The organism is Actinomadura sp. GTD37 (assembly GCF_041951365.1).
GTDB lineage: Bacteria > Actinomycetota > Actinomycetes > Streptosporangiales > Streptosporangiaceae > Spirillospora.
Genome location: NZ_JBGNUS010000004.1, coordinates 529,858 through 556,101, shown reverse-complemented (window position 1 = coordinate 556,101; position 26,244 = coordinate 529,858). Strand labels below are relative to the sequence as shown.

General features: G+C 72.0%; 23 protein-coding genes. 13 read left to right on the top strand and 10 right to left on the bottom strand.

Going from position 1 to position 26,244, the window contains the following annotated elements:
- Window positions 1-228: 228 nt before the first annotated feature.
- The 5 genes from ACA511_RS24065 (at window position 229) to ACA511_RS24045 (ending at window position 4,900) form a co-directional block, all read left to right on the top strand.
- Complete coding sequence (locus tag ACA511_RS24065) at window positions 229-2,097, top strand: hypothetical protein (RefSeq protein WP_375026835.1); 1,869 nt, start codon at window positions 229-231, stop codon at window positions 2,095-2,097.
- Window position 2,098: 1 nt separating this feature from the next.
- The gene (locus ACA511_RS24060; protein ID WP_375026834.1) at window positions 2,099-2,548 is read left to right on the top strand and encodes a hypothetical protein; all 450 of its coding nucleotides are present in this window, start codon (window positions 2,099-2,101) and stop codon (window positions 2,546-2,548) included.
- Window positions 2,548-3,042 carry a hypothetical protein gene (locus tag ACA511_RS24055; protein ID WP_375026833.1) on the top strand — a complete coding sequence of 165 codons (495 nt, stop codon included), beginning with the start codon at window positions 2,548-2,550 and terminating at the stop codon, window positions 3,040-3,042. The genes ACA511_RS24060 and ACA511_RS24055 overlap by 1 nt, the downstream gene beginning before the upstream one ends.
- 785 nt (window positions 3,043-3,827) lie before the next feature.
- Window positions 3,828-4,709, top strand: coding sequence for a helix-turn-helix domain-containing protein (locus tag ACA511_RS24050; protein ID WP_375026832.1), 882 nt, complete (start codon window positions 3,828-3,830; stop codon window positions 4,707-4,709).
- Window positions 4,706-4,900, top strand: a complete 195-nt coding sequence (locus ACA511_RS24045) for a DUF397 domain-containing protein (protein WP_375026831.1) — start codon at window positions 4,706-4,708, stop codon at window positions 4,898-4,900. The genes ACA511_RS24050 and ACA511_RS24045 overlap by 4 nt, the downstream gene beginning before the upstream one ends.
- Before the next feature lie 173 nt (window positions 4,901-5,073).
- Here the strand turns inward: ACA511_RS24045 and ACA511_RS24040 are convergent, their stop codons facing one another.
- Complete coding sequence (locus ACA511_RS24040) at window positions 5,074-5,931, bottom strand: hypothetical protein (protein WP_375026830.1); 858 nt, start codon at window positions 5,929-5,931, stop codon at window positions 5,074-5,076.
- Window positions 5,932-6,106: 175 nt separating this feature from the next.
- On the opposite strand from ACA511_RS24040, the gene ACA511_RS24035 reads away from it, so the two are divergent.
- Together ACA511_RS24035 and ACA511_RS24030 are read left to right on the top strand one after the other, a co-directional pair.
- Window positions 6,107-6,502, top strand: coding sequence for a hypothetical protein (locus tag ACA511_RS24035; RefSeq protein ID WP_375026829.1), 396 nt, complete (start codon window positions 6,107-6,109; stop codon window positions 6,500-6,502).
- A gap of 308 nt (window positions 6,503-6,810) precedes the next feature.
- The gene (locus ACA511_RS24030) at window positions 6,811-8,112 is read left to right on the top strand and encodes an NAD(P)/FAD-dependent oxidoreductase (protein ID WP_375026828.1); all 1,302 of its coding nucleotides are present in this window, start codon (window positions 6,811-6,813) and stop codon (window positions 8,110-8,112) included.
- Between the two features lie 54 nt (window positions 8,113-8,166).
- On the opposite strand, the gene ACA511_RS24025 is transcribed toward ACA511_RS24030, so the two are convergent.
- Window positions 8,167-8,460 carry a hypothetical protein gene (locus ACA511_RS24025; protein ID WP_375026827.1) on the bottom strand — a complete coding sequence of 98 codons (294 nt, stop codon included), beginning with the start codon at window positions 8,458-8,460 and terminating at the stop codon, window positions 8,167-8,169.
- Window positions 8,461-8,953: 493 nt separating this feature from the next.
- On the opposite strand from ACA511_RS24025, the gene ACA511_RS24020 reads away from it, so the two are divergent.
- On the top strand, window positions 8,954-11,023 hold the full coding sequence (locus tag ACA511_RS24020) for a UvrD-helicase domain-containing protein (protein ID WP_375026826.1): 2,070 nt from the start codon (window positions 8,954-8,956) through the stop codon (window positions 11,021-11,023).
- Here the strand turns inward: ACA511_RS24020 and ACA511_RS24015 are convergent.
- From ACA511_RS24015 to ACA511_RS23985, 7 genes are all read right to left on the bottom strand, one after another.
- On the bottom strand, window positions 11,001-12,512 hold the full coding sequence (locus ACA511_RS24015) for a protein kinase (RefSeq protein WP_375026825.1): 1,512 nt from the start codon (window positions 12,510-12,512) through the stop codon (window positions 11,001-11,003). The genes ACA511_RS24020 and ACA511_RS24015 overlap by 23 nt on opposite strands.
- An 88-nt stretch (window positions 12,513-12,600) precedes the next feature.
- Window positions 12,601-14,592: an N-6 DNA methylase gene (locus ACA511_RS24010; protein WP_375026824.1), complete on the bottom strand. Its 1,992-nt coding sequence runs from the start codon at window positions 14,590-14,592 to the stop codon at window positions 12,601-12,603.
- A gap of 215 nt (window positions 14,593-14,807) precedes the next feature.
- The gene (locus ACA511_RS24005) at window positions 14,808-15,617 is read right to left on the bottom strand and encodes an MBL fold metallo-hydrolase (protein WP_375026823.1); all 810 of its coding nucleotides are present in this window, start codon (window positions 15,615-15,617) and stop codon (window positions 14,808-14,810) included.
- A 42-nt stretch (window positions 15,618-15,659) separates the two neighbouring features.
- On the bottom strand, window positions 15,660-16,322 hold the full coding sequence (locus tag ACA511_RS24000; RefSeq protein ID WP_375026822.1) for a response regulator: 663 nt from the start codon (window positions 16,320-16,322) through the stop codon (window positions 15,660-15,662).
- A complete protein-coding gene (locus ACA511_RS23995; RefSeq protein ID WP_375026821.1) occupies window positions 16,319-17,449 on the bottom strand; it encodes a sensor histidine kinase in 1,131 nt (376 codons plus the stop codon). Before ACA511_RS23995 ends, ACA511_RS24000 begins: the two co-directional genes overlap by 4 nt.
- 90 nt (window positions 17,450-17,539) lie before the next feature.
- On the bottom strand, window positions 17,540-18,580 hold the full coding sequence (locus ACA511_RS23990) for a hypothetical protein (RefSeq protein ID WP_375026820.1): 1,041 nt from the start codon (window positions 18,578-18,580) through the stop codon (window positions 17,540-17,542).
- 73 nt (window positions 18,581-18,653) lie between these two features.
- On the bottom strand, window positions 18,654-19,070 hold the full coding sequence (locus ACA511_RS23985; protein WP_375026819.1) for a limonene-1,2-epoxide hydrolase family protein: 417 nt from the start codon (window positions 19,068-19,070) through the stop codon (window positions 18,654-18,656).
- A 49-nt stretch (window positions 19,071-19,119) separates the two neighbouring features.
- On the opposite strand from ACA511_RS23985, the gene ACA511_RS23980 reads away from it, so the two are divergent.
- From ACA511_RS23980 to ACA511_RS23960, 5 genes are all read left to right on the top strand, one after another.
- A complete protein-coding gene (locus ACA511_RS23980) occupies window positions 19,120-22,227 on the top strand; it encodes a BTAD domain-containing putative transcriptional regulator (RefSeq protein WP_375026818.1) in 3,108 nt (1,035 codons plus the stop codon).
- 66 nt (window positions 22,228-22,293) lie between these two features.
- Window positions 22,294-23,841: an MFS transporter gene (locus ACA511_RS23975; RefSeq protein ID WP_375026817.1), complete on the top strand. Its 1,548-nt coding sequence runs from the start codon at window positions 22,294-22,296 to the stop codon at window positions 23,839-23,841.
- Window positions 23,842-23,922: 81 nt separating this feature from the next.
- Window positions 23,923-24,837 (top strand): SPFH domain-containing protein, encoded by a 915-nt coding sequence (locus tag ACA511_RS23970; protein ID WP_375026816.1) that lies wholly within the window; start codon window positions 23,923-23,925, stop codon window positions 24,835-24,837.
- A gap of 9 nt (window positions 24,838-24,846) precedes the next feature.
- Entirely contained in the window at window positions 24,847-25,104 is a 258-nt protein-coding gene (locus ACA511_RS23965; protein WP_375026815.1) for a hypothetical protein, read from the top strand.
- Window positions 25,101-25,727 carry a GPP34 family phosphoprotein gene (locus ACA511_RS23960; protein ID WP_375026814.1) on the top strand — a complete coding sequence of 209 codons (627 nt, stop codon included), beginning with the start codon at window positions 25,101-25,103 and terminating at the stop codon, window positions 25,725-25,727. The genes ACA511_RS23965 and ACA511_RS23960 overlap by 4 nt, the downstream gene beginning before the upstream one ends.
- Before the next feature lie 4 nt (window positions 25,728-25,731).
- Here ACA511_RS23960 and ACA511_RS23955 read toward each other — a convergent pair whose 3' ends face one another.
- Complete coding sequence (locus ACA511_RS23955; RefSeq protein ID WP_375026813.1) at window positions 25,732-26,139, bottom strand: organic hydroperoxide resistance protein; 408 nt, start codon at window positions 26,137-26,139, stop codon at window positions 25,732-25,734.
- Between the last annotated feature and the right edge of the window lie 105 nt (window positions 26,140-26,244).

The window sequence follows — 26,244 nt, the reverse complement described above, 5'->3', positions numbered from 1 at the left end:
TCGTCGCGGATCCGGTACCCGGCTGGACGAGGCGGCGGGGCAGCCGGGATCGGGGGCGCGAATGTGCGGGCGGGCATGGGCGGCCTGAATATCCGCACGTGCAAAGTTCGGACGTGCGCGATTACATAGGGGCCGGTGTGGCTCGTCCGTCGGCCCCGCGCGTCACGGGACACGCCCCGCGAGCCATGCGTCGGGCAGGTTCGCGCCCCCCGTGGAAAGGCCGCCGGCGTGGGCGTCGAGAACAAGGGCGGTACCGACACCCGCACCGAGACCACCGACGACTCCGCGACGCGCGACCGCTCCCCCGGGCCGCCGCCCGACAACCCCGGCTCGCCCGGGCAGCCGTCCCGCTTGGAGAGCCGCGACCGCGCCCGGCAGCCCCAGGAACAGAACGGGTCGCAGCCGGCGGAGGACACCGGCGGTGGCCGGACCGGCGAGCCGCGCAACGGCAAGCCCGGCCGGCCGCAGGGCGGGGCCGAGAAGGCGGAGACACCCGGCAGGTCCGAGACCGGCCAGGGCGGACGGCGCGACGAGGAACCGCGATCGCGGGACGGCGGCGCCCAGGGCGGCGGTAGCGCGTCCAGTGGCCGTGACCGCCTGCAAGGGCAGGTCGGCGAACAGGAGACCGACGCTCGCACCGAACCCGCGGACAAGCCGGCGGCGTCACCGCGGCAGTACACGCTCCCGGCCGACAACCCGGGCTCGCCCGGCCAGCCGTCCCGCCTGGACAGCCTCGCCCGCGCCCGGCAGGCGCAGGAACAAGGGAGGGCGCAGGACGTCCAGGACACCGGCGGCGGCCCGGCGGTGGACGACCGCGAAACGCGGTCCGTACCCGCGCAAGCCGAGGGCGGCGGCCAAGCCTCGGAGGCGACGGGCAAGACGGACGCCGGCACCGGGCGGGATGCGCCCGAGCCGGGGAAGGACCAGCGCGGGCCCACGAGCGGCGAGGAGACACTGCCGCCCGACACCGGCACGGCGGCCGGCGGCGCGTCCGGCGAAGGCGGTCGGCCCGCATCCGAGATCTCGGGGGGAGAGGCGGACGGCCGCGCATCGGAGGCAACGCGTCCGCAGGACCAGGAGCAGCAGCCGCTCCCCCGGCAGGACGCCGCCGCACCGTCCGAGGACCGGACGCCACAGGGAACCGAGCAGAACCCACAGGGCACGGACTCCCCCGGCGAACGCCCGCCCGGACCGGCCGGCCGGCCCGGGGAACAGGCCACCGGCCCCCAGGAGCCGGGGACCGACGCCGCGCCCGGCCGCCCCGAGCCGCAGGGACGGGACGCCGGACCGGCGGGAGACTCCGAGACAGGCTCGCAGGCGCCGGACGGTCCCGCCGACGAGGGCCCCGCGGCCCCACCCGGAACGGCGGATACCGGCGCCGGGAAGCCCGCGGACCAGGCGGAGGCCCGTCCCGGCGGCGACTCCCCGTCCGAAGAGACCGGCGAAACCTCCGGGAAACAAGAACCCCACGGCGAACCCAACGGCGACCGTGGTAGGAAAGCCGAAGACAACGGCACCGAGCAAAACCCGAACGAGACCAACGAGACAAACCCGGAGACCCGCGCCAATCCAATACTTTCCGATGTTTACAGAGACAGCCAAGGACAAGTACGCGTCGAGCCTCGATATGGACGAGAGCATCCCGGCGAACCCGGAACCGAACTAGCTCGGAGTGAACCAGAGGCGACAGAACCGGCAGAACTCCCGGATCGCGGGGACCTCGACCCGGTAGGAGAGCAGGACACCGAGGCCGGGCGCGGCGAACTACGCGACCCCGAGAACGACCCTCTGGACCGAAATCCAGGCGATCCTGAGCGACCAACTCGCCGCAAGGAACTCCTCAAGGAGGCCATGAAAGAATCTGAGAACATTGTTGATACAACAGACAAGGCAGTGGAAGGCGCTTTCAAGGCACTTGATCAAAAGCCGCCCACAGGCCACCCGAGCACCGCTCGGGACACCAGCGCCCACATGGATCCTGTCCAGACCCCCATCAAAGCAGGCAGCGCAACCTATGCTTTGCTAGGCACCGCAATATTGGCAACTCAGGCAACACGTTGGTCCATCGAAAAGATTAGAGAAGTCAAGGGAAGATAGCATGCCAGTCACTGATGATCAAGTAGCGACCTTGCGCGCACTGCTCGCCGGGAACCGGGAAGAGCATCGCCAACTTCTAGCTCAACTTGACCGGAAAGAAGCGAACACCGGCTATTCAGCCCTGCTCGCCGCCGGACTCTTCGAAGCCGTTGAGCGGCGGTTCATCAGGGAAGGGAAAGTAGTTGATAGGGCGGAGGTCACATCTTTTGTCGCCTCAGTCCGAGAGAGGGGTGACGAGATGCCCGATCTTATCAATCCGGAAATCGCCGAACGAATAATTCTTCACATGCTCGACCAGGGAGCCTCCATCTCAGACATCGATCCCGACACCGCGATTCAACATCAACTGATTTTGCTGGCCGGGCTGATCGGCGATTCTCAACTCAGCGACTCGGAACTCGACACCTTTATGCGAAAGATTCGAGTCGACGCGGATGAGTTGCTCGAGTAATGGACTTCTCGGCGGTCAAGATACGAGAAAAGAACATCCTTGCGCTGCGGTCGTTTCTGCTGGACGGGCCCGACGCGTGGATACCTCTGCAGGACGAGATGCAGAAGGACGACGAGACGGCGGCCGGATACAACTCGCTGCTGTTCGGGGCGTTCGAGGTTGCGGTGCGGCGGAGGTTCGCGCCGACCTATACCGTTGGCCAGATCGTCCGGCTCGTCGCCGACCTGCGGATCAGGCTCGGCGAGGACGCGGATGCGGTCAACCCGATCGTCGCCGAGGACATGATCCGTCGTGCCGTCGACGCTCCCCCGCTCAAGGCCGACGTGCCGGACGACCTCACAGCCACCGTGAACGCCCAGGTCTGCATTCTGCTGTACCTCGTCGGCGAGGCGGACTTCGATCGGGCGGGGCTGGAGCAGTTCATCGATGAGGCCACCGCATACACCGAGCAGTGGCTTGCCGCTCGGCGGAGCGAGTCGGCCGGGCAGCGATAGGACCCGGCGGCAGGAGTTCTCGACGGCTCATGGATTCGGTGCCGGCGACCATTTGGCCCCGCCCTGGCCGGGCGGCCTGATCGGGCACGCCTTTCCTTGGGTGGCGGAAAGTTGCAGACTGCGTTGAGGTCGGCCGCCGCGACCATGGGCCGGATCGAGTATCGCTGATCAGGGATTTCTGGGCGGGCTCGAGCCGCACGATCAGGTCCGGCACATCCAGCAGGTCCTGAAGGTCGGTGTTGAAGTCGTCCGTCCAGTGTCGGGCATTGACCAGGTCGAGCGGTTCCCCGCGAAGGTCACCGGCGGCCGATGCCGACCGGGGCCCGCCGCCAACGCGCACGCTGACGTCTCCGGTGGGACGACCAGTACCGCCGAATCCCGCAATCACGCCTCTCGCAGCCATTCGGCAAGGCCGAAAAGCCACTGTTGGCAGCGACCATTCGACTCACGGGTGACGCGCGCGCGAGGGCGCTGAGGTTCCAATGATCTCGCAGGGAGCCGTACGGCCGCGAGACGCTCAGTGGTCGACGGCTGCAGGTGCGAGGGCGCAAATCCGGCACATGGAACATGCAGGCATTTGTGAATTGGACCTTTTGGGCTAAGTGGACGCGTGAACACTGAACGTGCAGGTTTTGGTTGTGCCGATATCAGGCAACGTGCTTCTTCCCAGGGCGCGGGTCGAGTGTTTGTCCGAGCGTGACCGTACGATTACTCGATAGTGGCCGATCGTGCAGGGTTGGCGATCGCTGCGGATCGTGTCCGACGCGATATCGGGAGGACGGCCGATGCCGAGCCCCTACGTCCGCCGCCAGCGACTGGCGGCCGAGATACGCAAACTCCGCGAGAGCCGCGGCCTCACCACCGATGGCCTGGCCCGCATCATGTTCTACAACCGCGCCAAGATCTCCCGCCTGGAGAACGCCGCCGTCCGCCCCGACGTGGCCGAGATCATGAACATGCTCAACGCCCTCGAGATCACCGGCAGCCAGTACGACAAGTTCCTGAAACTCGCCCACGAGGCCGCCCAGAAAGGATGGTGGGACAAGTACGGCGTCTCCATGGGACCGCGCCAGAAGCTCTACGCCGACCTGGAGTACAACGCCGACACCGTCCGTGAGTACAACCAGACTCTGATGCCTGCCGTCTTGCAGGCTCCCGAGTTCATCTCGGCGCTCGTTGAACTGGACGAGTGCCAAGGGAAGATCGACTACGTCCCCGAGCGTATGGCCGACGCCCGTATGCGGCGCCAACGCGAACTGCTCCGGCCGGACGGCCCGTCCTACGAAACCGTCCTGGACGAGTCCTTGATTCATCGGCTAGCCGTCCCGCCGGAGGCAATGATCGCCCAACTTCACCACATGATCAGGGTGGTCTCGGAAGAGGAGCGGATCACGGTCCGCGTCCTACTGCACGACACCCGCGTCCCGGGAGGCTTCCTCCCCATGTCGTCGTTCTACCTCTACGCGTTCGCCGAGCCGGGCGACCCGCCGATAGCTGTACTCGAAACCGTCACCACCGATGTCGTACTCACGCAGCGAGGCGAGGTCGAGCGGTATACCGGGATGTACGACCGCCTACGGAAGGCCGCCCTCACCCGCGAGGACAGCATCGCCTTCCTCGAACGGGTAGCCAACAGGCTGACCGACCAGACAGGATCGGGTACATGACCAAGGACTTCCACCGCTGGCGCAAGTCGCGCCACAGCCAACCGAACGGTGGCTGCATCGAAGCTGGTCGGGCCGACGACGGCACGATCGGCGTCCGAGACACCAAGCTCAACGGCACCGGCCCGACCCTGGAGTTCACCAGGGGCGAATGGCGTACCTTCCTCCACAGGATCCGCGCAGACGGCCACTGAACCTACGGACATCACCGGCCTTGAGACGCCCCCGTCTCAAGGCCGCTGGCGTCTTATCACACTCACTCCCTTTCCTGGGTGGCGTGGCCCTTCTCCCGGAGGCGGATCGAGAATCGTCATGTACGACTCCCCTCCCTCCATGGCTCGCGCCATCGCATCGTAGACGTCCGAGATCAGCGTCTTCGTCCGCGCAAACCTTCAGGATCGTTGCGCTGGAAGGCCCCAAAAGTGTCCATGATGTAGCTGGCATCATGGCGGGCGACGCCGTAGAGATGGAAGTACGCAGCATCCAGCTCGGCCCGCATCGCAAACCGCCGATCCTCGTCCCAAACAAACGGCTGCTGCTCACTGCCCAATTCCGCTGCGAAGCCGTCTAGATCATGGGCAGTGTAGGTCAACTCTAGAACTCGACCACGAATCCACTCCGCGACCGTCTCACTTCGTGACCATTTCGCCTCGTGGCCATAGGCGTCAGGGCGCAGGACTGGGAGCTGTTTGACCGTAAAGTAATTGAGATGACTTCCAGCATTCTTTTGACGGACCACATAGTCCAGCGCGAAAGATGTGAGATTGGCGTACAGTAGCCATAGTTTTGAGTGATCCGAAATCATAAGCGGCAAGGTGTTTCCTACTGCCACTACCGGAACCAAGGAACTCACCATCGTGCGCTCATTTCCGGCACTCGTGATGTCACGCCAGCCCAAGGTCCAAGTTCTACTTATTCGGTTTGCAATCTTTTCTTGGACTTCCGATTCGCAGATCCAATATCGCGGCAGCGGAACAGCCTGAGGATCACGCTTAGCTTCGAGTGAAAGGCGCGGCAGAGTCCCTACATTCGCCTGCGCCTCCATTCGCCCTTCGAAGGTGCCAAAGCGACTGTCGAAGTGATGGATCATCTTTGCCTCATAGAGCGGAAGCATTTGTTGGCCGTCTCGCCTGAAGATGTTTCCGTCCAGAGTCCAACCTGCCGACTCCAATATATCTTCCGCATGGAACAAATCCGAATCGGAAGTCATGTGAAACATCGCCATAAATGAAAGTCCCCAAGGATTACTTGAAGGACTATCACGCCACAGCACGGGGGTGTGACGGTACATATTTAGTGGTGGCCCGGTGGATTCAGGTCGTCGATGGCAGCGATAAGAGAACGATAACGCGTCTGAGTACTGTCTTTTCGGTAAGCACTCGATGCATATCGGAGGCACCATGACCATCCGCAGGGCGGCCGTTCGGGCCGCTGTCGCCGCTGGAATCGCCGGGGCGGTTCTGTCGCCGGCCGGGAGCGCGTTCGCCGACGCCGCGGCTCCCGCGGCCGCCTCGAAGTACTACTACAACACCTGGATCACCGGGGACAGCTACCACTGGGTCGGGAACGGCCACCCTCACTGGTTGAAGACCGGCGGCAAGCTGTTCGCGGGCCAGAACTACTTCTACTGCCAGAACAACTGGGGCATCCGCCACACGGACAAGTACGGCAACACCAATACATGGTGGGCCCAGACCGACGATGACAGCGGCAACAAGAAGGTGTGGGTCTCTGCCACGCTGTTCACCGCGGGCGGTCAGAACGAGCGCATTCCCGGCCTCCCCAATTGCTACTGAGGGGCCTGCCCGGCCGAGGCGGAAGGTGCCGCTATGTGCACCTTCCGCCGAAACACCGCCGGCAAGGTAATCGGCTCGACGGCGCGTAGCGGCGGCCCGTCGCTCGCTGTCTGGAGCTCCAGCAGGCCGTCCCATCCCCTCGGACGGGTCGGCCGCGCAGCGGTCCACGGACAGGGGCGTCTCGGCGATGACCATTGCGTGGCGGTGCGCTGTCTTGGCTGGTGGGCGGGGCGGAACTCAGCTGGGCGCTCGTCGTTTCCGGGGTCGGGCCAGGGGTACTCCCTGGAACCGTCCGAGAGGGGGGACGGGTGAGGCGTCCAAGGATCGTGATCGTCGGGGCCGGGTTCGCCGGGTTCCACGCCGCTCGCACGCTGTCGCGGCTCGCGCGGGGGCGCGCGGAGCTGGTGGTGATCAACCCGACCGACTATTTCCTGTACGTGCCGCTGCTGCCGGAGGTGGCCGGCGGGCTGCTGGACCCGCGCCGGGTGGCGGTGCCGCTGACCGCCGCGCTTCCCGGTGCGCGGCTGGTCCTCGGCGAGGCGGACGCCGTCGACCTGGGCGCCCGGACGGTGCGTTACACCGATCCGGAGAACGGGCGCGGGGACATCGCCTATGACCGGCTCGTCCTGGCCGCGGGCAGTGTCAGCAAGCTGCTGCCGATTCCGGGCGTGGCGGAGCATGCGCACGGGTTCCGGGGCATTCCTGAGGCTTTGTACCTGCGTGACCATGTCATTCGGCAGATGGAGCTCGCGGACGCCGCCGACGATCCGGCCGAGCGGGCGGCGCGCTGCACCTTCGTGGTGGTCGGGGCGGGCTACACCGGCGTGGAGGTGACCGCGCACGGCGCCCTGCTCACCGAGGCGCTCCGGCGGCGGCTGCCGCGGCTGCGCGAGGAGCCGCGCTGGATGCTGCTGGACGTGGCGCCCCGGGTGCTGCCCGAACTCGACGAGCGGATGTCGCGCACGGCCGAGCGGGTGCTGCGGCGGCGCGGGGTCGACGTCCGCACCGGGACGTCGGTCGAGGAGGCGGAGCGGGGCGGGGTGCGGCTGACCGGTGGACGCCACGTGCCGACCAGGTCGCTCATCTGGTGCGTGGGCGTCCGTCCCGATCCGCTGGTGGAGGCGCTGGGCCTGGAGACGCGGAAGGGACGGCTGGTCGTGGACGAGTATCTCAACGTGCCGGGCCACCCCGAGGTCTTCGCCTGCGGGGACGCCGCCGCGGTGCCGGATCCGAACCGCCCCGGCGAGGTGACGCCGATGACCGCGCAGCAGGCCGTCCGGCAGGGCAGGCTGGCCGCGCGCAACGTCGCCGCGTCCTACGGCACGGGGTCGCTGTCCCCCTACCGGCACCGTGACCTGGGGTTCGTGGTCGACCTGGGCGGGGCGCAGGCGGCGGCGAACCCGCTGCGGGTGCCGATGTCGGGGCCGGCCGCCAAGGCGGTCACCCGCGGCTACCACCTGCTGGCGATGCCCGGGAACCGGACGCGCGTCGCGGCCGACTGGGCACTGAACGCGCTGCTGTCCCGCCAGATCGTCCAGCTCGGGCTGGTGCGGTCCCCGCTGGTGCCGCTGGAGACGGCCGCGCCCGAACTGCCGCTGATCCCGCACTGACGCGAGCCGCGCACGAGGCGCGGGTCTTCAGAGCCGCGCACGAGGCGCGGGTCTTCAGCGTCCCGGACGGGTGGCGGCCAGCAGGAGGAGGGCCGCAGCCTGGACGGCGACCGTGAAGATGATCAGGGCGGGGACGGAGCGGGCGTACAGGACGCCGGCGAGGGTCCCGCCCGCCAGGGTGGCGGCGCCCATGACGGCGGCGAACAGCCCGTAGGCGGTGGCGCGCCGGGTGGGCGGGACGAGGTCGGCGACGGTGGCGCGGAGGGTCGATTCCTGGACGCCCAGCGCGGCGCCCCACAGCAGCGCGCCGGCGACGACCAGGGCGAGCCTGTCGGTGAAGGCCAGCACCGGAACGGCGGCCGACAGCAGCGGCAGCGCGGTCAGGGCGCGGGCCGACGTGGTCGTAGGCCCAGCCGGTGGCGAGCGCGGCGACGGCGTCGGCGCCCATGGCGGCCGCGTACAGGACCGGCACGCCGGCCAGCAGGGGGCCGGTGATCGAACGGGCGCCCTCGTAGACGGCGTCCATCAGCATGCCGACGGCGCCGAACGCGGCCACGAACCGCCACGGGCGCAGCCCCGTCCCCGCGGCCCCGTCCCGCGCGGGGCGCCTCACGGGCGGCCCGCGGCGTGACGGTGCGCCATGCTCCGAAAGTAGCAAGCCACGAGAAGCGGTGCTCTTCGGCCGTTTCGAGGTCGCCGCGGGCGCCGGGCCGCCGAGATGATTCCGGGATTGTCCGGAGGCGGACGAGGGGTCGTACCGGGTTCAATCATCTGAGAGGGCGGGACCTCCTAGGATGTCCGGACCTGACTCGGTGTCAGGACGGTGAAAGGGCGGTGCGGGGTGGCTCAGCTTGCGATTGCGGATTCGTTCATGCCGCAGTACGCCAAGTTGGAGCCGAAGGTCCGCAAGGGCGTGGAGGCGGCGATCGCGAAGTTCGCCGAGCACACGCACGCAGGATTGCACCTGGAGAAGCTGGGCAACGCCAAGGATCCGCGGATCCGGACGATCCGGATCGACCAGTTCTGGCGCGGGGTGGTGCTGGCGCCCGAGAAGGGCGACGTGTACTGCCTGCTCGCCGTGATGGCGCACGACGACGCGATCGGGTGGGCGCGGAGCAGGAAGTTCTCGGTCAACCAGGCGATCGGCGTGCTGGAGGTGCGGGACCAGGTCGCGCTTGAGGAGATGTCCCCGGCACTGGAGAAAGTCGCGGAGGGCACCAATTTCCGGCTGCTGGGCCATGTCTTCGACAAGGACCTGATGCGGCTCGGTGTCGACCGTGAGCTCATTCCGCTCGTCAAACTGCTGACGGAGGAGTCGCATCTCCAGGCGATGGAGAAACTGCTGCCGGAACCGCAGTACATCGCGCTCCTGGCGCTCGCTCAGGGCATGAACGCGCAGCAGGCGTGGGACGAGGTCGCGCAATGCCTGCCGGTCGAGGAGAAGCCGGCGGCGGTCGATCCCGACGACCTGGTGACCGCCATGCGCCGGACGCCGGGGAAGGTCGCCTTCGTCAACGGGCCCGAGGAACTGCGGGACGTTCTCGCCCATCCCTTCGACACGTGGCGCATCTTCCTGCATCCGGCGCAGAGCCGGGTGGCGCTCCGCGCCTCCTACAGCGGGCCCGCGCAGGTGACCGGGGGCGCGGGGACGGGGAAGACCGTGACGGCGCTGCATCGGGCGAAGTTCCTCGCGGGCAGGGGCGGGCGGGTTCTGCTGACGACGTTCACGCGGAATCTGGCGGAGGCGCTGGAGAAGCAGCTCGAACTGCTCGTGGACGATCCGGAGGTGCGGGAGCGGATCCACGTGAAGAACGTGGACTCCGTCTCCTACGGGATCGTGGGCCGGCACCACAAGCCCGGCATCGCCGGGGCGGACGTGCTCGAACCGCTGTGGGAGGAGGCGGCGGACGGGACGCCGTTCTCGCCGTCCTTCCTGGGCCGGGAATGGGAGCAGATCATCCTCGCTCAGGAGATCGAGAGCGAGGAGGCGTATCTCGCGTGCACGCGGACCGGGCGCGGGGTCCCGCTGGGGAAGGCGCAGCGGTCGGTGGTGTGGCGGGCCGTCCGGCATGTGGTGGACGGGCTGGCCGCCGCGGGGAGGTCGACGTTCCCGCAGCTCGCCAATGAGGCGGCGGATCTGGTGGCGGGCCCCGAGTACGACCATGTGATCGTGGACGAGGCCCAGGACATCCACCCGGCGCAGTGGCGGCTGCTGCGGCGGCTGGCGGCGGAACGGCCGGACGACCTGTTCGTCGTCGGGGACCCGCATCAGCGGATCTACGACAGCCATGTCTCGCTGACGAGTCTCGGCATCAGTGTGCGGGGCCGCAGCACCAAGCTGAGAATCAACTACCGGACGACGCAGGAGATCCTGGCGTGGTCGGTCCCGCTGCTGGGGCTCTCACCGGCGCAGGGCCTCGATGATTCCGCCGACACCCTGGACGGCTACCGGTCGCCCATTCACGGGCGGCGGCCCGCCGTCAAGGCGTATCCGGATCCGGACGCGGAGATGAACGGGCTGGTCGCGCAGATCCGCGGCTGGCTCGACGACGGGGTGGAGCCGAGCGCGATCGGTGTCGCGGCGCGGTACGGGTGGGTCGCGCGCAAGGCCGCCAAGCGGCTGAAGGCCGAGGGCGTCGCGGCGTACCAGGTGCCCGGCAAGTCGCCGGGCGTCCAGGTCGGGACCATGCACCGGATGAAGGGCCTGGAGTTCCGGTGCATCGCCGTCATCGGGGCGGACGAGAAGTCGCTGCCGGCTGCGAAGGCCATCACGCCGGAGGACGAGGACCCCAAGGCGCACGCCCAGGACGTCCAGAAGGAGCGGTGCCTGCTGTTCGTCGCCTCGACTCGGGCACGTGACCATCTGTACGTGTCGTATGCGGGGGCGCCTAGCCCGTTCCTGCCTGGTTGAGGTCGTGGAGAAGGGCCTCCAGGTCGGATACCTGGGGATGGTCGCCGCCGTACAGGCCGGTCAGGTCGTCCAGGAGTTCGTTGAGTTCCTTGCGCGCCTGGTCCGTCTGGCCTGCGGCCAGCTTGAGGCGGGCTATGCGTTCGCGGACGCGCAGGGTGAGGGCGTCGTAAGGGCTGCCGGGCGAGAGGTCGTCCAGGAGTTCTTGCAGGTGGGTGAGGGCCGTGCCGGTGGCGCCGAGGTGGGCTTGGCTGACGGCCTCCTGCTCGCGGCAGGTCAGGACGTGCGGGTCGTCCGGGCCGTAGAACTCGGCCAGGGCCACGGCGGCGGCGCGGTAGGCGTGGACGGCCCGGCGGTAGTCCCCGCCCTGGTAGAGGACGTCGGCCAGGTCTAGGCGCAACCCCATGTACTCGGGGTCGTCGTCGCCCAGGGCCAGGCGCGCGGGTTCGGTCAGGCCGGAAAGGATTTCGGCCGCTTGCGTGTAGCGGCCCGCTTCGGCCAGCGAGCCCGCTTCCGCGCGCGCTTGGACGACCTCGCCGAACGTGGGCAGTTCCACCGGTTCTTCGGGACGGGCCGCAGGCGCGGCTCCGGTCAGCCGGATCCGGCTGACGGCCATCGAGTACAGGTGCTGCGGGACGATCGCGTTGACGATTCCTGGGAGGGGCTCCAGGGACGACACGAATTGCAGAAGCCGGTGGTAGACGCCGTCGGCGTCCGCGGGCCGGTCGGCGGGTTGCTTCGCCAGGAGTTGCAGGACGAGAGTGTCGAGCGCGGGCGGAACGTCCGGGCGGAGGGCGCGTGGTGGGGTCGGCTGGTCGTCCTCATGGCGGCGCAGCACCTCGTAGGGCGTCGTGCCGAGGAAGACCTGGCGGCCGGTGAGCATCTCGTAGAGGACGCAGCCGAGCGAGTACAGGTCGCTCTGCGGGCTCGGGCTGCCGTACACCTGCTCCATGGCCGTGTAGCCCGGCGTGTAGGGCGCGCCAAGGCCGGTCGTGGTCCGGCGCACGTCGCCTGGGCCGAGCCCCACCGCTGCACCGAAATCCAGGACCTTGACCGACCCGTCCGGGCACAGCATCAGGTTGCTGGGCTTGAGGTCGCGGTGGACGAGCGGACGGCGGTGCGCGACGTTCAGCACCGCGCATACCTGGGCGGCGATGAGCGAGGCCCACGAGACGGACAGCCTCTCCTCCGCGTCCAGGACGTGGTCCACGGTGGTGCCCTCGACGTACTGCATCACCAGGTAGAAGCTGCCGTCGTGGCCGCCGAAGTCGTAGACCGTCGGGACGCCGGGATGCTCGAACCAGGCCGTGCTGCGGGCCTCCTGCTCGAACCGCCCGACGAGCGACTCGTCCGACACGCGGGTGAACTTCACGGCGAGGCGCCGGTCGAGGAAGCGGTCGTAGGCGCGCCACACCTCGCCCATCCCGCCGCGCCCGATCGCCTGATCGAGTTCGTACCGCTCGCGTTCGCCGAGGAGATCGCCCCGCCGCACCGCCCACCTCCACTGGCCCGTCCAGGCAGCGTACCGGCGGCCGCCGGAGCGGCGGGGCCCCCGCGTTCGGCCGGACCTGGGCCCGGCGTCAGCCGGACGGGCGCAGCGTGCCCGCGCCGAGCCCTTCGAGGCCGAGGCGCAGGACGTCGGCGCCGAGGCGGTAGGTGTCCCGGAGGGCGGCCTCCAGGCCGGTGAGCTTGCGGAACGCCGCGCCGAGCTCGGCCTGCTCGGCGGGGGCGAGGCGGGGCAGGCGGGCGCGGCGGACGTCGAACCGGGCGGACGAGGTAGAGCTGCGGAGCGCCGCCCCCTGCGCGCCGAGGAGCAGCCAGCCGGCGATGAAGTCGGGGTCGGTCCGGCCGGGTTCGGCGCGCACCAGGGCCAGGCCGGGGCCGAGCACCGGGCCCTCCTCGGTGATCACGCGGGCCAGGGGATGGCGCGCGGCGAGCGACACGACGACGTCGCCGGGGACCACCTCGACGTGCTCAGGGTCCGGTGCGGCCGTTCCCGAGGGGTCGCGGCCCAGCGCGACGTCCTCCAGGGTGAGGACGCGCACGCCGCCTTCGCCCATCCGCACTTTCGCGGGGGGACGGAGCACTTGCAGCACACCCGCCTTGGCCAGTTCGCCGATCGTCGTCATGGGGACGTCGGCGCGCGCGCGGGCCTGCGTCAGGGCTGACAGTTCGGCGACCGCCTCCGGTAGCTCTGCGGCCTTCTTCTCCAGGAACTCACGGGCGGCGACGAACGAGCCCTCCGCCGTGGGCGTGCTCCGCTGCGGAAGGTAGCGCGCAGGGGTCAGGTCGACCTCGTCGTCCAGCAGGTCGATGATGCGCACGACGACACTGGAGTCGGTTCCGCCGGGCTTGCCCTTCGCATAGCGGCGCCAGGCGCCGAGCGCGGTCTTGTGGAAGTTCTCCGGGTCAGCCGAGGTGTCGACCATCAGGACGTCGTCCGCGGGGGTGTCGCCAGGGGACGGACGGCGCAGCACCCACACCGCCAAGGCGACCGCCATGTTGGGCACCGCACCGGGCGGCAGGCCGATGACGGCGCGGAGCGTCCCGCGGCGGAGCAGCTCAGAACGGACGCGACGGCCGGAACGGCGGTTCGCGACGGCCGGGGGCATGAGCAGGACGACATGCCCGCCTGGCTCGACATGGGCGAGACCGTGCTGGAGCCACGCGAGTTCCGATTCCATGCGCGGTGGGAGCCCGTACTCCCAGCGCGGGTCGCCGGTGAGCTGCTCGTAGCCCCAGCCGCGATCGTTGAAGGGCGGGTTGGAGACGACCAGGTCGACCGTCCGTCCGGGGAAGGCGTCGGCGAGCAGGGAGTCCCCGGGGCGCACCTCGGCCGGGGCGCCGCGCAGCGCGAGCTGTATCGCGGACATCCGCGCGGTCGTGTCGTCGATCTCCTGGCCCAGCAGGTGGTCGACGTCCTTGAACAGCTCGGCGGCGGTCTTCAGGTACGTGCCCGTGCCGCAGGCGGGGTCGAGGACGGTGCGCGCGGGGCCGCCGAGTTCGAGCATCAGCCGGACGACCGGTTCCGGCGTGAGGTACACGCGCCGGCTGTGGTGCTCCAGGTAGCGGGTGCGGAGGAACTCGAACGTCTCCGCGACGCCGAATTCGTCGACGAGCTGGGAGAGCGCGCGGGCGAGGGGCACGGCGGACGGCGGCGTCGGGCCGGGGCCCGCCTCCACTCCCCCGGGCAAGGCGCGGACGGCCTCGGGCAGCGCGCGCGCGACCTCGTCGTCGGAGGCGCCCGACAGCGCCTCCCCGTGGCCGGGGTCGTCGCGCAGGCGCAGGAGGAAGGCGCCGGCGAAGGTGAGGACGTCGGCGAGGTCCACGCCCTCGGACGCCGCCGCGCGCAGCGTCTGCCAGACACGTTCGCGGACGGGCGAGTCGGCCAGTTTTCCCTGGCCGCGGAGCCAGTCCTCCACCTCGGCGAGGGAGAAGGTCGGGCTGACCGCCGTCCCGCCGACGGGCTGGGGGAAGTCGTCGTGGCGGCGGCGCCAGTTGCTCACGGCCGCGCGGCCCACCGCGGCCAGCCGGGCGATGTCCGCCGCGGTCACCGTCGCATCGCTTGGCACCAGCGCTCCCATCAGCCGACGTGCACGACGGCCTCACCCTAGCGCCTGTCCCGCCGGTTGATCTGATTCACGTCCCACCGGCCCGGCATCGCCGCGCTCACTGCTGTGCATCTTGACTTATAGGTTGATTACGTTCACAGCCGGATCAGCCGATCCACTTCCCCCGGATCAGCGCGGAGTCGACGGCTGATGCACCGCACCCGAGATCCACCGGTTCAGGCGTTCGCCTGGGCGGACGTGCCGGCGGCCGCGCGGCTCACGACGGGGAAGGCGGCGCCGGGTGCGGCGTGGTCGATGGGGCCGTCGAAGCGCGTCGCGGCGCGGGCCACCGCCTGCCCGGGGGTGAGGAAGGGGCCGACGTGCGTGACGATCAGCCGTCCCGCCCCGGCCGCGCGGGCGGTGTCCCCGGCGTCCTCCGGTGTGTGGTGGACCTGCTCGCCCGCCTCCGGGGGCCGGGCGCTGTCGGCTTCGCAGAGGAGCACGTCGCATCCCTCGGACAGATCCGTCAGGGCGGGGCAGGGCGCGGTGTCCCCGGAGTAGACGAGCGACCGGCCTCCGGCCTCGGCGCGCAGGGCGAAGGCCGGCATGCCGTGCGACACCGCCCGGCTGGTCAGGGTGAGTGCGCCGGCCCGCGCCCGATGGCCGTCGTGCAGCTCCTCGACGGCGAAGGCGGATTCGATCGGGCTGCGCGTGGCGGTGTTGGTGAGGAAGTGCGCCAGCCGGCCGGCGATGCCCGGCGGGCCGTACAGCGGGATCGGCGCCGCGAGCCGGACGTCGGCGTAGAGCACGGCGTAGAAGGCGGTGAGGAGGTCGGCGCTGTGGTCGGCGTGCAGGTGCGAGATCCAGATCGCGTCCAGCTCGTCCAGGCGGACGTGTCGTTGCAGCTCGGCCAGCGTCCCGGTGCCCGCGTCCACCCACACCCGCGTGCCCGCGCCGGACACCAGGTAGCCGGAGCAAGGGTCGTCCGCGCGCGGGTACGGCGTCGCGGAACCCAGAACGGTGAGATGGAGAACCTCGCTGGTCACCGGCGCAGTCTAGAACGCCCGGCCCGCTGGAAGCGGCCCCGGTCAGCGGTTCCGCGGCGCCACCAGGCCGGACTCGTAGGCCAGGACGACGAGCTGGGCGCGGTCGCGCGCCCGCAGCTTCATCATGGCCCGGTTGAGGTGGGTCTTCGCGGTCAGCGGGCTGATCACCATGCGTCCGGCGATCTGGTCGTTGGACAGCCCCTGCGCCGCCAGGGCGACGGCCTCCCGCTCGCGGTTGGTCAGCTCCGCCAGGCCCTCGCCCCCGCCCGGGTCGAGCGGCTGCGCGACGTACCGGCTGATCAGCATCCTGGTGATGGACGGCGCGAGCAGCGCGTCGCCGCGCGCGGCGACGCGCACGGAGTGCAGGAGGTCCTCCGGCTCGATGTCCTTGACCAGGAACCCGGCGGCGCCCGCGCGCAGCGCGTTGAAGACGTACTCGTCGAGGCCGTAGTTGGTCAGGATGACGACGTGCACGTCGGCGAGGGCCGGGTCCGCGGCGACGCGCCGGGTCGTCTCGATGCCGTCCATGACCGGCATCTGGATGTCGACGAGCGCGATGTCGGGCAGGTGCTCGGCGATGAGCGCCAGGCCCTCCTTGCCGTCGGCGGCCTCGGCGACCACCTCGATGTCGTCCTCGGCGTCCAGCAGGGCCCGGAACCCCCGCCGGAGGAGCGGCTGGTCGTCGCACAGCAGGACGCGGATCACGACGGCCGGCCCACCGGGAACTCGGCCTGGACGCTGAAGCCGCCCTCGCTGCGCGGCTCCGCGCGCAGCCGCCCGCCGAGGGCGGTGACGCGCTCGCGCATCCCGAGCAGCCCGACCCCCGGCACGGGCGCGGCGCCCGGGGCGGCCTTGCCGTCGTCGTCGACGCGCACGGCGAGGGTGCCGGGACGGTAGTCGATCCGGATGGACGCCGTCGCGGCGGCCGCGTGGCGCGCGGTGTTGGTGAGCGACTCCTGGACGATCCGGTAGGCGGTCCGGTCCACCGCGGGCGGCACGTCGTGCCGCTGCCCCTCGATCGTCAGCGTCGTCTCCAGCCCGATCCCGCGGGCCCGCGCCACCAGGTCCTGGACGTGGTCGAGCCCGTGCGCGGGGGTCCCGGCGTCGTCGCGCAGCGTGTCCAGGGTGGCGCGCAGCTCCCGGTTCGCCTCGCGTCCGGCCTCCTGGATCGCCAGCAGCGCCTCCGGCACCTCCTCGCCGCGCTTGCGGGCGAGGTGGACGGCGACCCCGGCCTGCACCTTGATGATCGAGATCTGGTGGGTGAGGGAGTCGTGCAGCTCCCGCGCGATGTGCAGCCGCTCCTCGCCGGCGCGCGCACGGGCGGCCTCCTCCCGGGTGCGCTCGGCCTCGTCCGCGCGCAGCTCGGCCTGCCGCAGCGCCTCGCCGGCGGCGCCGGCGGCGATCAGCCAGGCGAGTTCGAGGACGCCGCGCGCCTGCGCGAACGCCTCCCCCGCGGACCCGTCCGCCGGGGAGGCCAGGGCCGCGAGCGGCAGGGCGGCCAGCAGGCCGGCGCTCACCGCCAGGGTGGCGCCCCGGTGCCCCGACCGCACGGCGGTGTACACCGCGACCAGGTAGGCGACGGCGGGCACGTCGAAGCCGACCGCCTTGTACCCCACCGCGCACAGCCCCGTGACGGCCAGGACGGCGACCGGGGCCCGGCGGCCGGCCGCCAGCGCCAGGCCCCCCGCCACCACCAGCGCGTACCCGAGCGCGTCGAGATCCGTTCCGGGGCGGTCCCCGGCCAGCGCGGTGACCAGCGTCACGGCCGCCACTCCGGCCGCGACCGCCCACCCTCCGACCCGGACCCGCGCGCCGGGCAGTGCTGTGCTCATACGCGCACGCTAGCCGGGTCCCGCCGCGAGCGGATCCTGCCCGCGGACGAGCGTCCCGCTACCGCGCCCGCAGTACTCCCGCCGCGCCGGTCACGGCATGTTCGTCATGGTGAGGGGGCCGCCGCCTTGCGCCGTCCCGACCGCCACCATGCCGCCGTTCGTGCCGGGGACGGTGCCGAGGTCGAAGCCGCCCCGGTTGCGCGAGCCGGTTCCGGTCTGCGCGGGCATCGGGCTGGACTGCCACGCCTGGCCGTCGAACCGGTAGAGGAGCGCGCCGGGCTGGGCGGGGTCGCTCCCGGTCCAGAGGGAGCCGTCGTCACCGAAGCGGTAGCCGAGGTAGGCGGACGGCGGCACCGGTATCGCCCGCCAGGCTCCGCCGCCGCGGAGCATCAGCTCGGTCTTGCCCTGCCCGCTCACCAGGACGCCGCCGGGGCCGGCCGTGAGGAGGGCGTTGTAGCCGTCGGGGACGTCGCCGTCCGACCATTGGGCGCCGTCCCAGTGGGCTATGGCCGGGCCGAAGGGGCCGAGCCCGCTGCCGTCGGCCCACACGTCCGTGTCGCTCACCGCGTGGACCCGGTGGAGGTAGGCGTCCATGTCGTAGGTGGTCCAGCTGCCGTTCCGCCATCTGGCCAGGCACCCGTTGACCGCCCAGACGCCGCCGTCGACGGCTTCCAGCTGCAGGTAGGTCGCGGTCTTGCACGATTCGGGCAGCGCTATCTGCGTCCAGGCCGAGCCGTCCCAGCGGGCCAGGTACGCCTGTCCGGCCTTGCTGGCCGAGACCCAGACGTTCCCGGGGGCGGAGGCGTCGATGTCCTGGATCTCCAGGTTCCAGACACCGGGCGGGTTGCGGTTCTCCCAGGACGAGCCGTTCCACTTGCGGACGACCGCGTTGGAGCTGCAGACCGAGCCCGCCCCCATGCCGGGCCAGGACCAGTCCACGCAGGAGTGCCCCTCGAATCCGGCGGCCCAGATGTCCTGCGGGCCCGACGCGGTCACCTCCGTGAGGCCGCTCTCGGGCCAGAGGCCGCCCGGCGGGCCGCTCGTCCGCCAGGGGCGCTCGGCGGCCTGGGCGGGCGCCGCGAGTCCCGCGACGAGGACGGCGGTCGCCCCGATCATCCATGCACGTCTCATGTCCGGCATGGTGGCGGAGACCGGGCGGCCGATTCTTGTACCAACCGTGACAGGAAATACTGGCAAGTTTGCGTTAAGGCGCGGGGCGCGGCGACAGGGCGGAGAGGGCGGCGCGGCCGAGGCCCTTGGCGGACGCGGCCAGGAAGGTCGTCCAGTCGAAGTAGTCGCGCCAGAGGGTGATGCGGTCGTCGTGGACCTCGAAGGCGCCGCAGACCCAGAACTCGGCGCGCCACGCCTTGTACTCCAGGACGTCGGTGCGTTCGGTGAGGACGGCGGGGCCGTTGGCGGCGATGGTGTGGACGCGCGCCTCGAAGCCGGTCCCGTAGCGGGTCATCGCGCGCAGGGTCTTCTCGACGGCGGGCAGGCCGCGGGCGGGCGGGAGCGGGACGTTCTGGTAGACGATGCCGGGCGCGGCGTAGGTCAGGGCGCGGTCGACGTCCAGGTCTTCGAGGGCGGAGAGGAAGTCGGTGACGGTCTGGATCTCGGTCATGGCGCTCCTCCGGGTCGGGAGCACCACGGTAGTGCGGGAGAATCCGGGCATGCGGTTCGGCATCCTGGGAGCGGTCGAGGTTCGGGTCGGCGGAGACGCCGTGCCGGTGGGCGGGCCCACGGTGCGGGCGCTGCTGGCGATGCTGCTGCTGGACGCGGGGCGGACCGTCCCGAACGAGCGGCTCATCGACGGCCTCTACGGCGACGACCCGCCGAGCGGCGCGGCGAACGCGCTGCAGTCGCAGGTGTCCCGGCTGCGGCGCGGGCTGGGCGGCGCGGCGCTGGTCGAGGGCCTGCCCGCGGGGTACCGGCTCGACGCCGAGCGCGACGACGTCGACGTCCACCGGTTCGAGCGGCTCGCCGGGGAGGCGCGGCGGGCCGCGGCGGACGGACGGCACGCGGCGGCGGCCGCGCTGCTGGAGGAGGCGCTCGGCCTGTGGCGCGGGGACGCGCTGGCCGGCGTGGGCGCGCCGTTCGCGGCGGCGCAGGCGGCGCGGCTGGCGGAGGAGCGGGCCGCGGCCGTCGAGGGCCTCGGCGAGGCGCGGCTGCGGACCGGCGAGCCCGAGTCGGTGGTCGCCGTCCTGCGCGACCTGGTGGACGCGCAGCCGCTGCGGGAGCGGGCGCGGGCGCTGCTGATGCGGGCGCTGCACGGCGGCGGGCGGCAGGCGGAGGCGCTCGCGGTGTTCGAGGAGGGGCGGCGGCTGCTGGCCGACGAGCTGGGCGCCGACCCGTCGAAGGAGCTCGCCGACGCGCATCTGGGCATCCTGCGCGGCGAGACCGGGCCCGAGGAGGTCCGGCCGAACCTGCCCGCGCAGCTGACGAGCTTCGTCGGGCGGGAGGAGGAGCTGCGGCGCGTCGGGACGATGCTCGCGGCGGGGCGGCTCGTCACGCTGCTCGGGCCCGGCGGCGCGGGCAAGACGCGGCTGGCGATCGAGGCGGCGGGACGGGAGGACGGCGAGGTCTGCTTCGTCGACCTGGCGCCCGTCGTCGCGGCGGAGGCGCCGAAGGCGCTGCTCGGCGCGCTCGGGCTGCGCGAGGGCGGGATGCGCCCGGCGCCCGGGGAGCGGTCGCCGGACGCGGTGGAGCGGCTGGTCACCGCGCTGGACGGGCGGCGGATGCTGCTCGTCCTGGACAACTGCGAGCACGTCGTCGCGCCGATCGCGGAGCTGGTGCACCGGCTGCTGAGCGCGTGCCCCCGGCTGCGGGTGCTGGCGACGAGCCGGGAGGCGCTGGCGATCACGGGCGAGGCGCTGCGCCCGCTGCCGCCGCTGGAGCTGCCGCCCGAGGGCACGCCCGCGGTGGAGATCGCGGCCTATCCGGCGGTGCGGCTGTTCCTGGACCGGGCCGAGGCGGTCCGCCCCGGCTTCGCGGTGGACGGCGCGAACGCCGGGAACGCCGGGGCCGTCCTGCGGATCTGCCGGGCGCTGGACGGGCTGCCGCTGGCGATCGAGCTGGCCGCGGCGCGGCTGCGGGCGCTGCCGGTCGGCGAGGTCGCGGCGCGGCTGGACGACCGGTTCCGGCTGCTGTCGCGCGGCAGCCGGGCCGCCGCGCCGCGCCACCAGACGCTGCGGGCCGTCGTCGAGTGGAGCTGGGATCTGCTGGACGAGGCGGAGCAGACCCTCGCGCGGCGCCTCACGGTGTTCTCCGGCGGGTTCACGCTGGACGCGGCCGCGGGCGTGTGCGGGCTCGACGAGGACCTGGTCGTCGAGCTGGCCGACAAGTCGCTCGTGCAGAGCGACGGGACGCGGTACCGGATGCTCGACACCGTCCGCGCGTTCTGCGCGGAGCGGCTGGAGGAGGCCGGGGAGCGGGAGCGGTACGGGCGGGCGCACGCGGAGTACTTCGCCGGGCTGGCCGGGCGGGCCGACCCGCACCTGCGGGCGCCGGAGCAGGTGGAGTGGCTCGACGTGCTCGCGGCCGACCACGGGAACCTGCACGCGGCGCTGCGGTGGAGCGTCCGCGGGGATCCGGCGCTGGCGCTGCGGCTGGTCGCGGCGCTGTCGTGGTACTGGTGGCTGCGCGGGCGCCTGGAGGGCGCGCCGCTGGCGTCGGACCTGCTGGAGGCGCTCGGCGGCGACCCGCCGGAGGCGTTCGGCGAGGAGTACGCCCTGTGCGTGATGAACGCGGTGGCGGGCGGCGTCACCGGTGAGCGCGCGACGGCGTGGCTGGACCGCGCCGAGCTGCTGCTGCACCGGATCGACCGCCCCCTGCGGTACCCGGTCGCGATCGTGCTGTGGGCGCTCACCGCGGGACCGGCCCGCACCGACGCCGCGGTGTTCGTCCGGCAGATCGGCGACGACCCGTGGAGCCTGGCGCTGCTGCGGATGAGCGAGGGGTTCCTCGCCCAGTTCGCGGGGGACCTCGCCGCGATGGAGGAGGCGTGCGGGGAGGCGCTGCGGGGGTTCCGGGCCTGCGGCGACCGCTGGGGCGCCGCCAACTGCCTCGACACCCTGGCCCAGGTGGCCGGCTGGCGCGGGGACCACGACCGCGCGCTGGCGCTGCTGGCGGAGGCGCTCGGCATGGTGGGGCGGCTCGGCGCGCTGGAGGACACCGCCGACCTGCTCTACCAGCGCGCGCAGGTCCTGATCAACGCCGGGACGCCGGACGCGGCGCGGCCGGACCTGGAGCGCGGCATCGAGCTGGCCCGCCGGGCCGGCACCCCGGACAAGATCGCCGGCGGCTACCAGGGGCTCGGCGACGTGGCGCGGGCGCTCGGCGACGTCGCCGAGGCGCGGCGGATGTACGAGACGGCGCTGACCGGGTACGGCTCCGAGCGGTTCATCGCGGTCGCGGTGCGGGGCTCGGCGCTGGTCGGGCTGGGGTGGCTCGCGATCGCCGACGGCGACACCGGGCGCGCCAGGGAGCTGCTCCACCGGGCGCTCGACGAGTCGTTCGACCACCCCATCTTCATGTACCGGGTGCCGCTGGCCGTCGCGCTGGCCGCCGCGGCCCTGGCGGACGGGGACGGGGCGCGGGCGGCGCGGCTGCTCGGCGCGGGGTGGGCGCTGCGCGGGATCCAGCCCGGCGGCATCGCCGACTTCGAGCGGGTGTCCGCCGGTGCGCGCGCCCTGATCGGCGACGCCGCCTTCGGCCGGGAGTTCGACGCCGCCGCCGCGCTCCCCCGCGACCGGGCGCGCGGGCTGCTGGCCGAGCGCTGACGGGACCGCCCGCGGCGGTCAGCGGACGGTGCGGGAACGGTCAGCGCGGGGCGCGAGCCTTCCCGCATGAACGAAACCGGACGCAAATGGAGCACGTTCGCGATCTGCCTGCTGGTCGCGCTCGTCCCGAACATCGACCTGACCGCGCTGAACCAGGCCATCCCGCACCTGAGCGCGGACCTGGACCCCTCGGCCACGCAGATCCTCTGGATCGCCGACGCCTACGGGTTCGCGCTCGCCGGACTGCTCGTCACCATGGGCGGGATCGGCGACCGGATCGGGCACAAGAGGCTGCTGCTGATCGGCACGGCGGTGTTCGCCGCCGCGTCCGCCGTGACCGCGTACGCGCCGAGCGCCGAGCTGCTGATCGCGGCCCGCGCGCTGCTCGGCGCCGCGGGGGCGACGCTGATGCCGTCGTGCCTGTCGCTGATCCGCCGGGCGTTCACCGAGCCGAAGGAGCGGACGGCGGCGGTCGGCGCGTTCATGGGGATCGCGGGGCTCGCCGTCGGGCTCGGCCCGGTCCTGTCCGGCGCGCTGCTGGACCACTTCTGGTGGGGCTCGGTCTTCCTGATCAACGTGCCGGTCATGGCGGCGGCGCTCGTCGCCGGCGCGTTCGTGCTGCCGGAGTCGCGCAACCCCGCCCCCGGCCGCCTCGACCTGCCGAGCGTCCCGCTGTCGGTCGCCGGCGTCGTCGGGGTGGTGTACGCGATCAAGGAGGCCGCGGCGCACGGCCTGGACGAGACCCGGATCTACCTGTCGCTGGCGCTCGGCCTGGCGGCGCTGGCCGCGTTCCTGGTCCGGCAGGGCCGGGTGGCGCACCCGCTGATCGACATCCGGCTGTTCCGGCACGCCGCGTTCACCGGCTCGGTCTGCACCAACATGTTCGCGATGTTCGCGCTGGTCGCCCAGTCGCTGATCTTCTCGCTGTTCTTCCAGCTCGCGCTCGGCTGGTCGCCGCTGAAGGCGGGCCTCGCCGGGCTGCCCGGCGCGGCCGGCGCCATGATCGGCGGCGCCGCGCTCGCCCCGCCGCTGATCGGCGTGCTCGGCCGCGCCCGCGTCGTCGCGCTCGGCATGGTGGTCGCCGCCGGCGGCTTCTCCCTCTACCTGGTCATCGGCCTGCACACCTCGTACTGGGTGATGCTGCCGTCGATGCTGCTCGGGGGGCTCGGCATGGGGCTGGCGATGACGGTCACCGGCGACACCGTGCTCGCGTCCGTCCCGAAGGACCGCTCGGGGGCCGCGTCCGCGATCGCCGAGACGGCGACGGAGCTGGGCGGCGCGCTCGGCATGGCGGTCCTCGGCAGCGTGCTGACCGCCGTGTACCGGAACGTCCTGGACCTGCCGGCGGGCGTGCCGGCCCCGGCGGGCGCCGCCGCGCGCGACTCGCTGGGGGCCGCCCTCCAGGCCGCCGCGCAGCTGCCCGGAACGCTGGGCGCGGAGGTCGCCGCGGCCGCCCGCGGAGCCTTCGTGGACGGCATGCACGCCGCCCTCGCGGGCAGCGCCTGCCTCGCCGCGCTGGTGGCCGTGTTCGCGCTGGTGACGCTGCGGAACGTCCCGAAGGTCATCGCGGAGGCCGAGGAGCCCGAGGAGCCCGAGTTCGTCCACGCCCCCTGAGCGGGCGCCCGGCGCGTCCTCCTCCGCTGGTAAATGTGATATCACTTTGCTATGTTGATGCTAACCTAAGAGGAGGACGACATGGTGGATGCGGGGGCCAACGTGGAGATGCCGCGGCCGAAGATCGCGGAGCGGCCGGCGCGGGACCGCGGCGGATGGCTGATGCTGGGCGTCGCCGTGCTGCTGATCGCGGTCGGCGCCGCGGCCGCCGCCGCCGGCGCGGTGGCCGGCGGGGCCGCCGCCGTCGCCGCCGGGGTCACGGCGGGCAGCCTGCTGGGGGTGGCCGGGCTCGTCCTCTCGGCCGGTCTGACGCCGGTCGCGCCGGGCGAGGCACGGGTGCTGCAACTGCTCGGCCGCTACTCCGGGACGGTCCGCACCGACGGGCTGCGGTGGGTGAACCCGCTGACCGAGCGGCGCAGGGTGTCGACCCGGATCCGCAACCACGAGACCGGGCACGCCAAGGTCAACGACCTGGACGGGAACCCGATCGAGATCTCCGCCGTCGTGGTGTGGCAGGTCGCCGACACCGCGCGGGCCGTGTTCGAGGTCGACGACTTCGTGGAGTTCGTCGCGTTCCAGACGGAGGCGGCCGTCCGGCACATCGCGGGCAGCTTCCCCTACGACGCCGCCGACCGGACGTCCCTGCGCGACAACGCCGACGAGATCACCGCGCGGCTGTCGGACGAGTTGGCGCTGCGCGTCGCGTCCGCCGGGGTGGAGATCATCGAGTCGCGGATCACCCGGCTGGCGTACGCGCCGGAGATCGCGCAGGCGATGCTGCGCCGGCAGCAGGCGGGCGCGGTCGTCGCGGCGCGGCAGCGGATCGTCGAGGGCGCGGTCGGCATGGTGCAGCTCGCACTGGAGCGGCTGGACGAGGAGAACGTGGTCGACCTGGACGAGGAGCGCAAGGCGGCGATGGTCAGCAACCTGCTGGTCGTGCTGTGCGCCGACCGGGACGCCCAGCCGGTGGTCAACACCGGCACCCTCTACCAGTAGCCGGAACCAGTGGCGGAACGGAAGAAGGTCCTGCTGCGGCTCGACCCGGCCGTGCACGACGCGCTGGCCAGGTGGGCGGGCGACGAGCTGCGCAGCACCAACGCGCAGATCGAGTTCCTGCTGCGGCAGGCGCTCGCCGACGCGGGCCGGATGCCCGGGTCGGCGGGACGGATGCGAAGGCCCGGCCGCCCGCGCAGGGCGCGGTCCGGGGACGGGGAAGACGAGCAAGACCCGCCGGAGGGCGGGGCGGGCGAGGACAAGCCATGACCGAGGTTCCGGAGTCGCTGCCGGCGCGCATGTACCTGCTGGCGTACGACCTGAGGAAGCAGAAGATGACCAGGGGCGGCGCGCGGCTCGGCTACGTGCTGCGGGCCGCCGCGCTGACCGAGCTGTACCTGGACGGGCGGCTCGGCGAGGAGCGGCGCGGCCCCGCGCCGGGCACGCCGGGCGACGACCCGTACGGCGTCCTCGCGCAGGTCGCGGCGTCGCGGCCCCGCTCGTGGCAGCACTGGGTGCGCAAGGACGCCAAGGCCATCGTCGGGACGGTCCGGGCCGAGCTGGCGCGGGACGGCTGGATCCGGGTGCGCGAGCGCCGGGTGCTCGGCCTGTTCCCGCGCCAGGTGGTCACGGTGAAGGACCCGCGGGTGGTGAAGGCGCTGTGGGGCGGCGCGTCGTCGGCGCTGCGCGGCCGTCCGGTCGCGCACGTGAACAGCTACGACGCGGCGGCGGTGGCGCTGGCGGCGGCCGGCGAGCTGGCCTCGGTGCTGCCGGGGCCCGACCGGCGGCGGCACAAGCGCCGGATCGACGAGCTGACGGCGCGCAGCGGGCCGGCGGCGGCCGCGGTCCGCAAGCTGATCCGCCGGCTGAACGCGGCCGCCGCCGGCGGCTGAGCGGCTACTCGATGACGAGCTCGACGGGGACGTTGCCCCGCGTGGCGTTGGAGTAGGGGCAGACCCGGTGGGCGCGCTCCACCAGGTCCCGGCCGTCCTCCAGGTCGTCGGGCAGCTCGACGCGCAGCACGACGGCGAGCCCGAACCCGCTCTCGACGTCGCCGCCGATGCCGACCTCGGCGGTGACGGACACGTCCCGGACGTCCTGCTTCGTGCCGCGGGCGACGGCGCTGATGGCGCTGGCGAAGCAGGCCGCGTAGCCGGCGGCGAACAGCTGCTCGGGGTTCGTGCCGTCCCCGCCGCCGCCCATCTCGCGCGGGACGGCGAGGGCGAGGTCGAGGCGGCCGTCCGAGGTGACGGCCCTGCCGTCGCGTCCGCCGGCGGTCGCCACGGCGGTGTAGTGGATGTCCATGCGCGCTCCTTAAGTTGTCTCCAATTTAATTGCACACAACCTATCGGCCGCCAGTGCGGGGGCCTACAAGTTCCGGGTGCTCCGGTTTGTACCGGGCCCCACCCG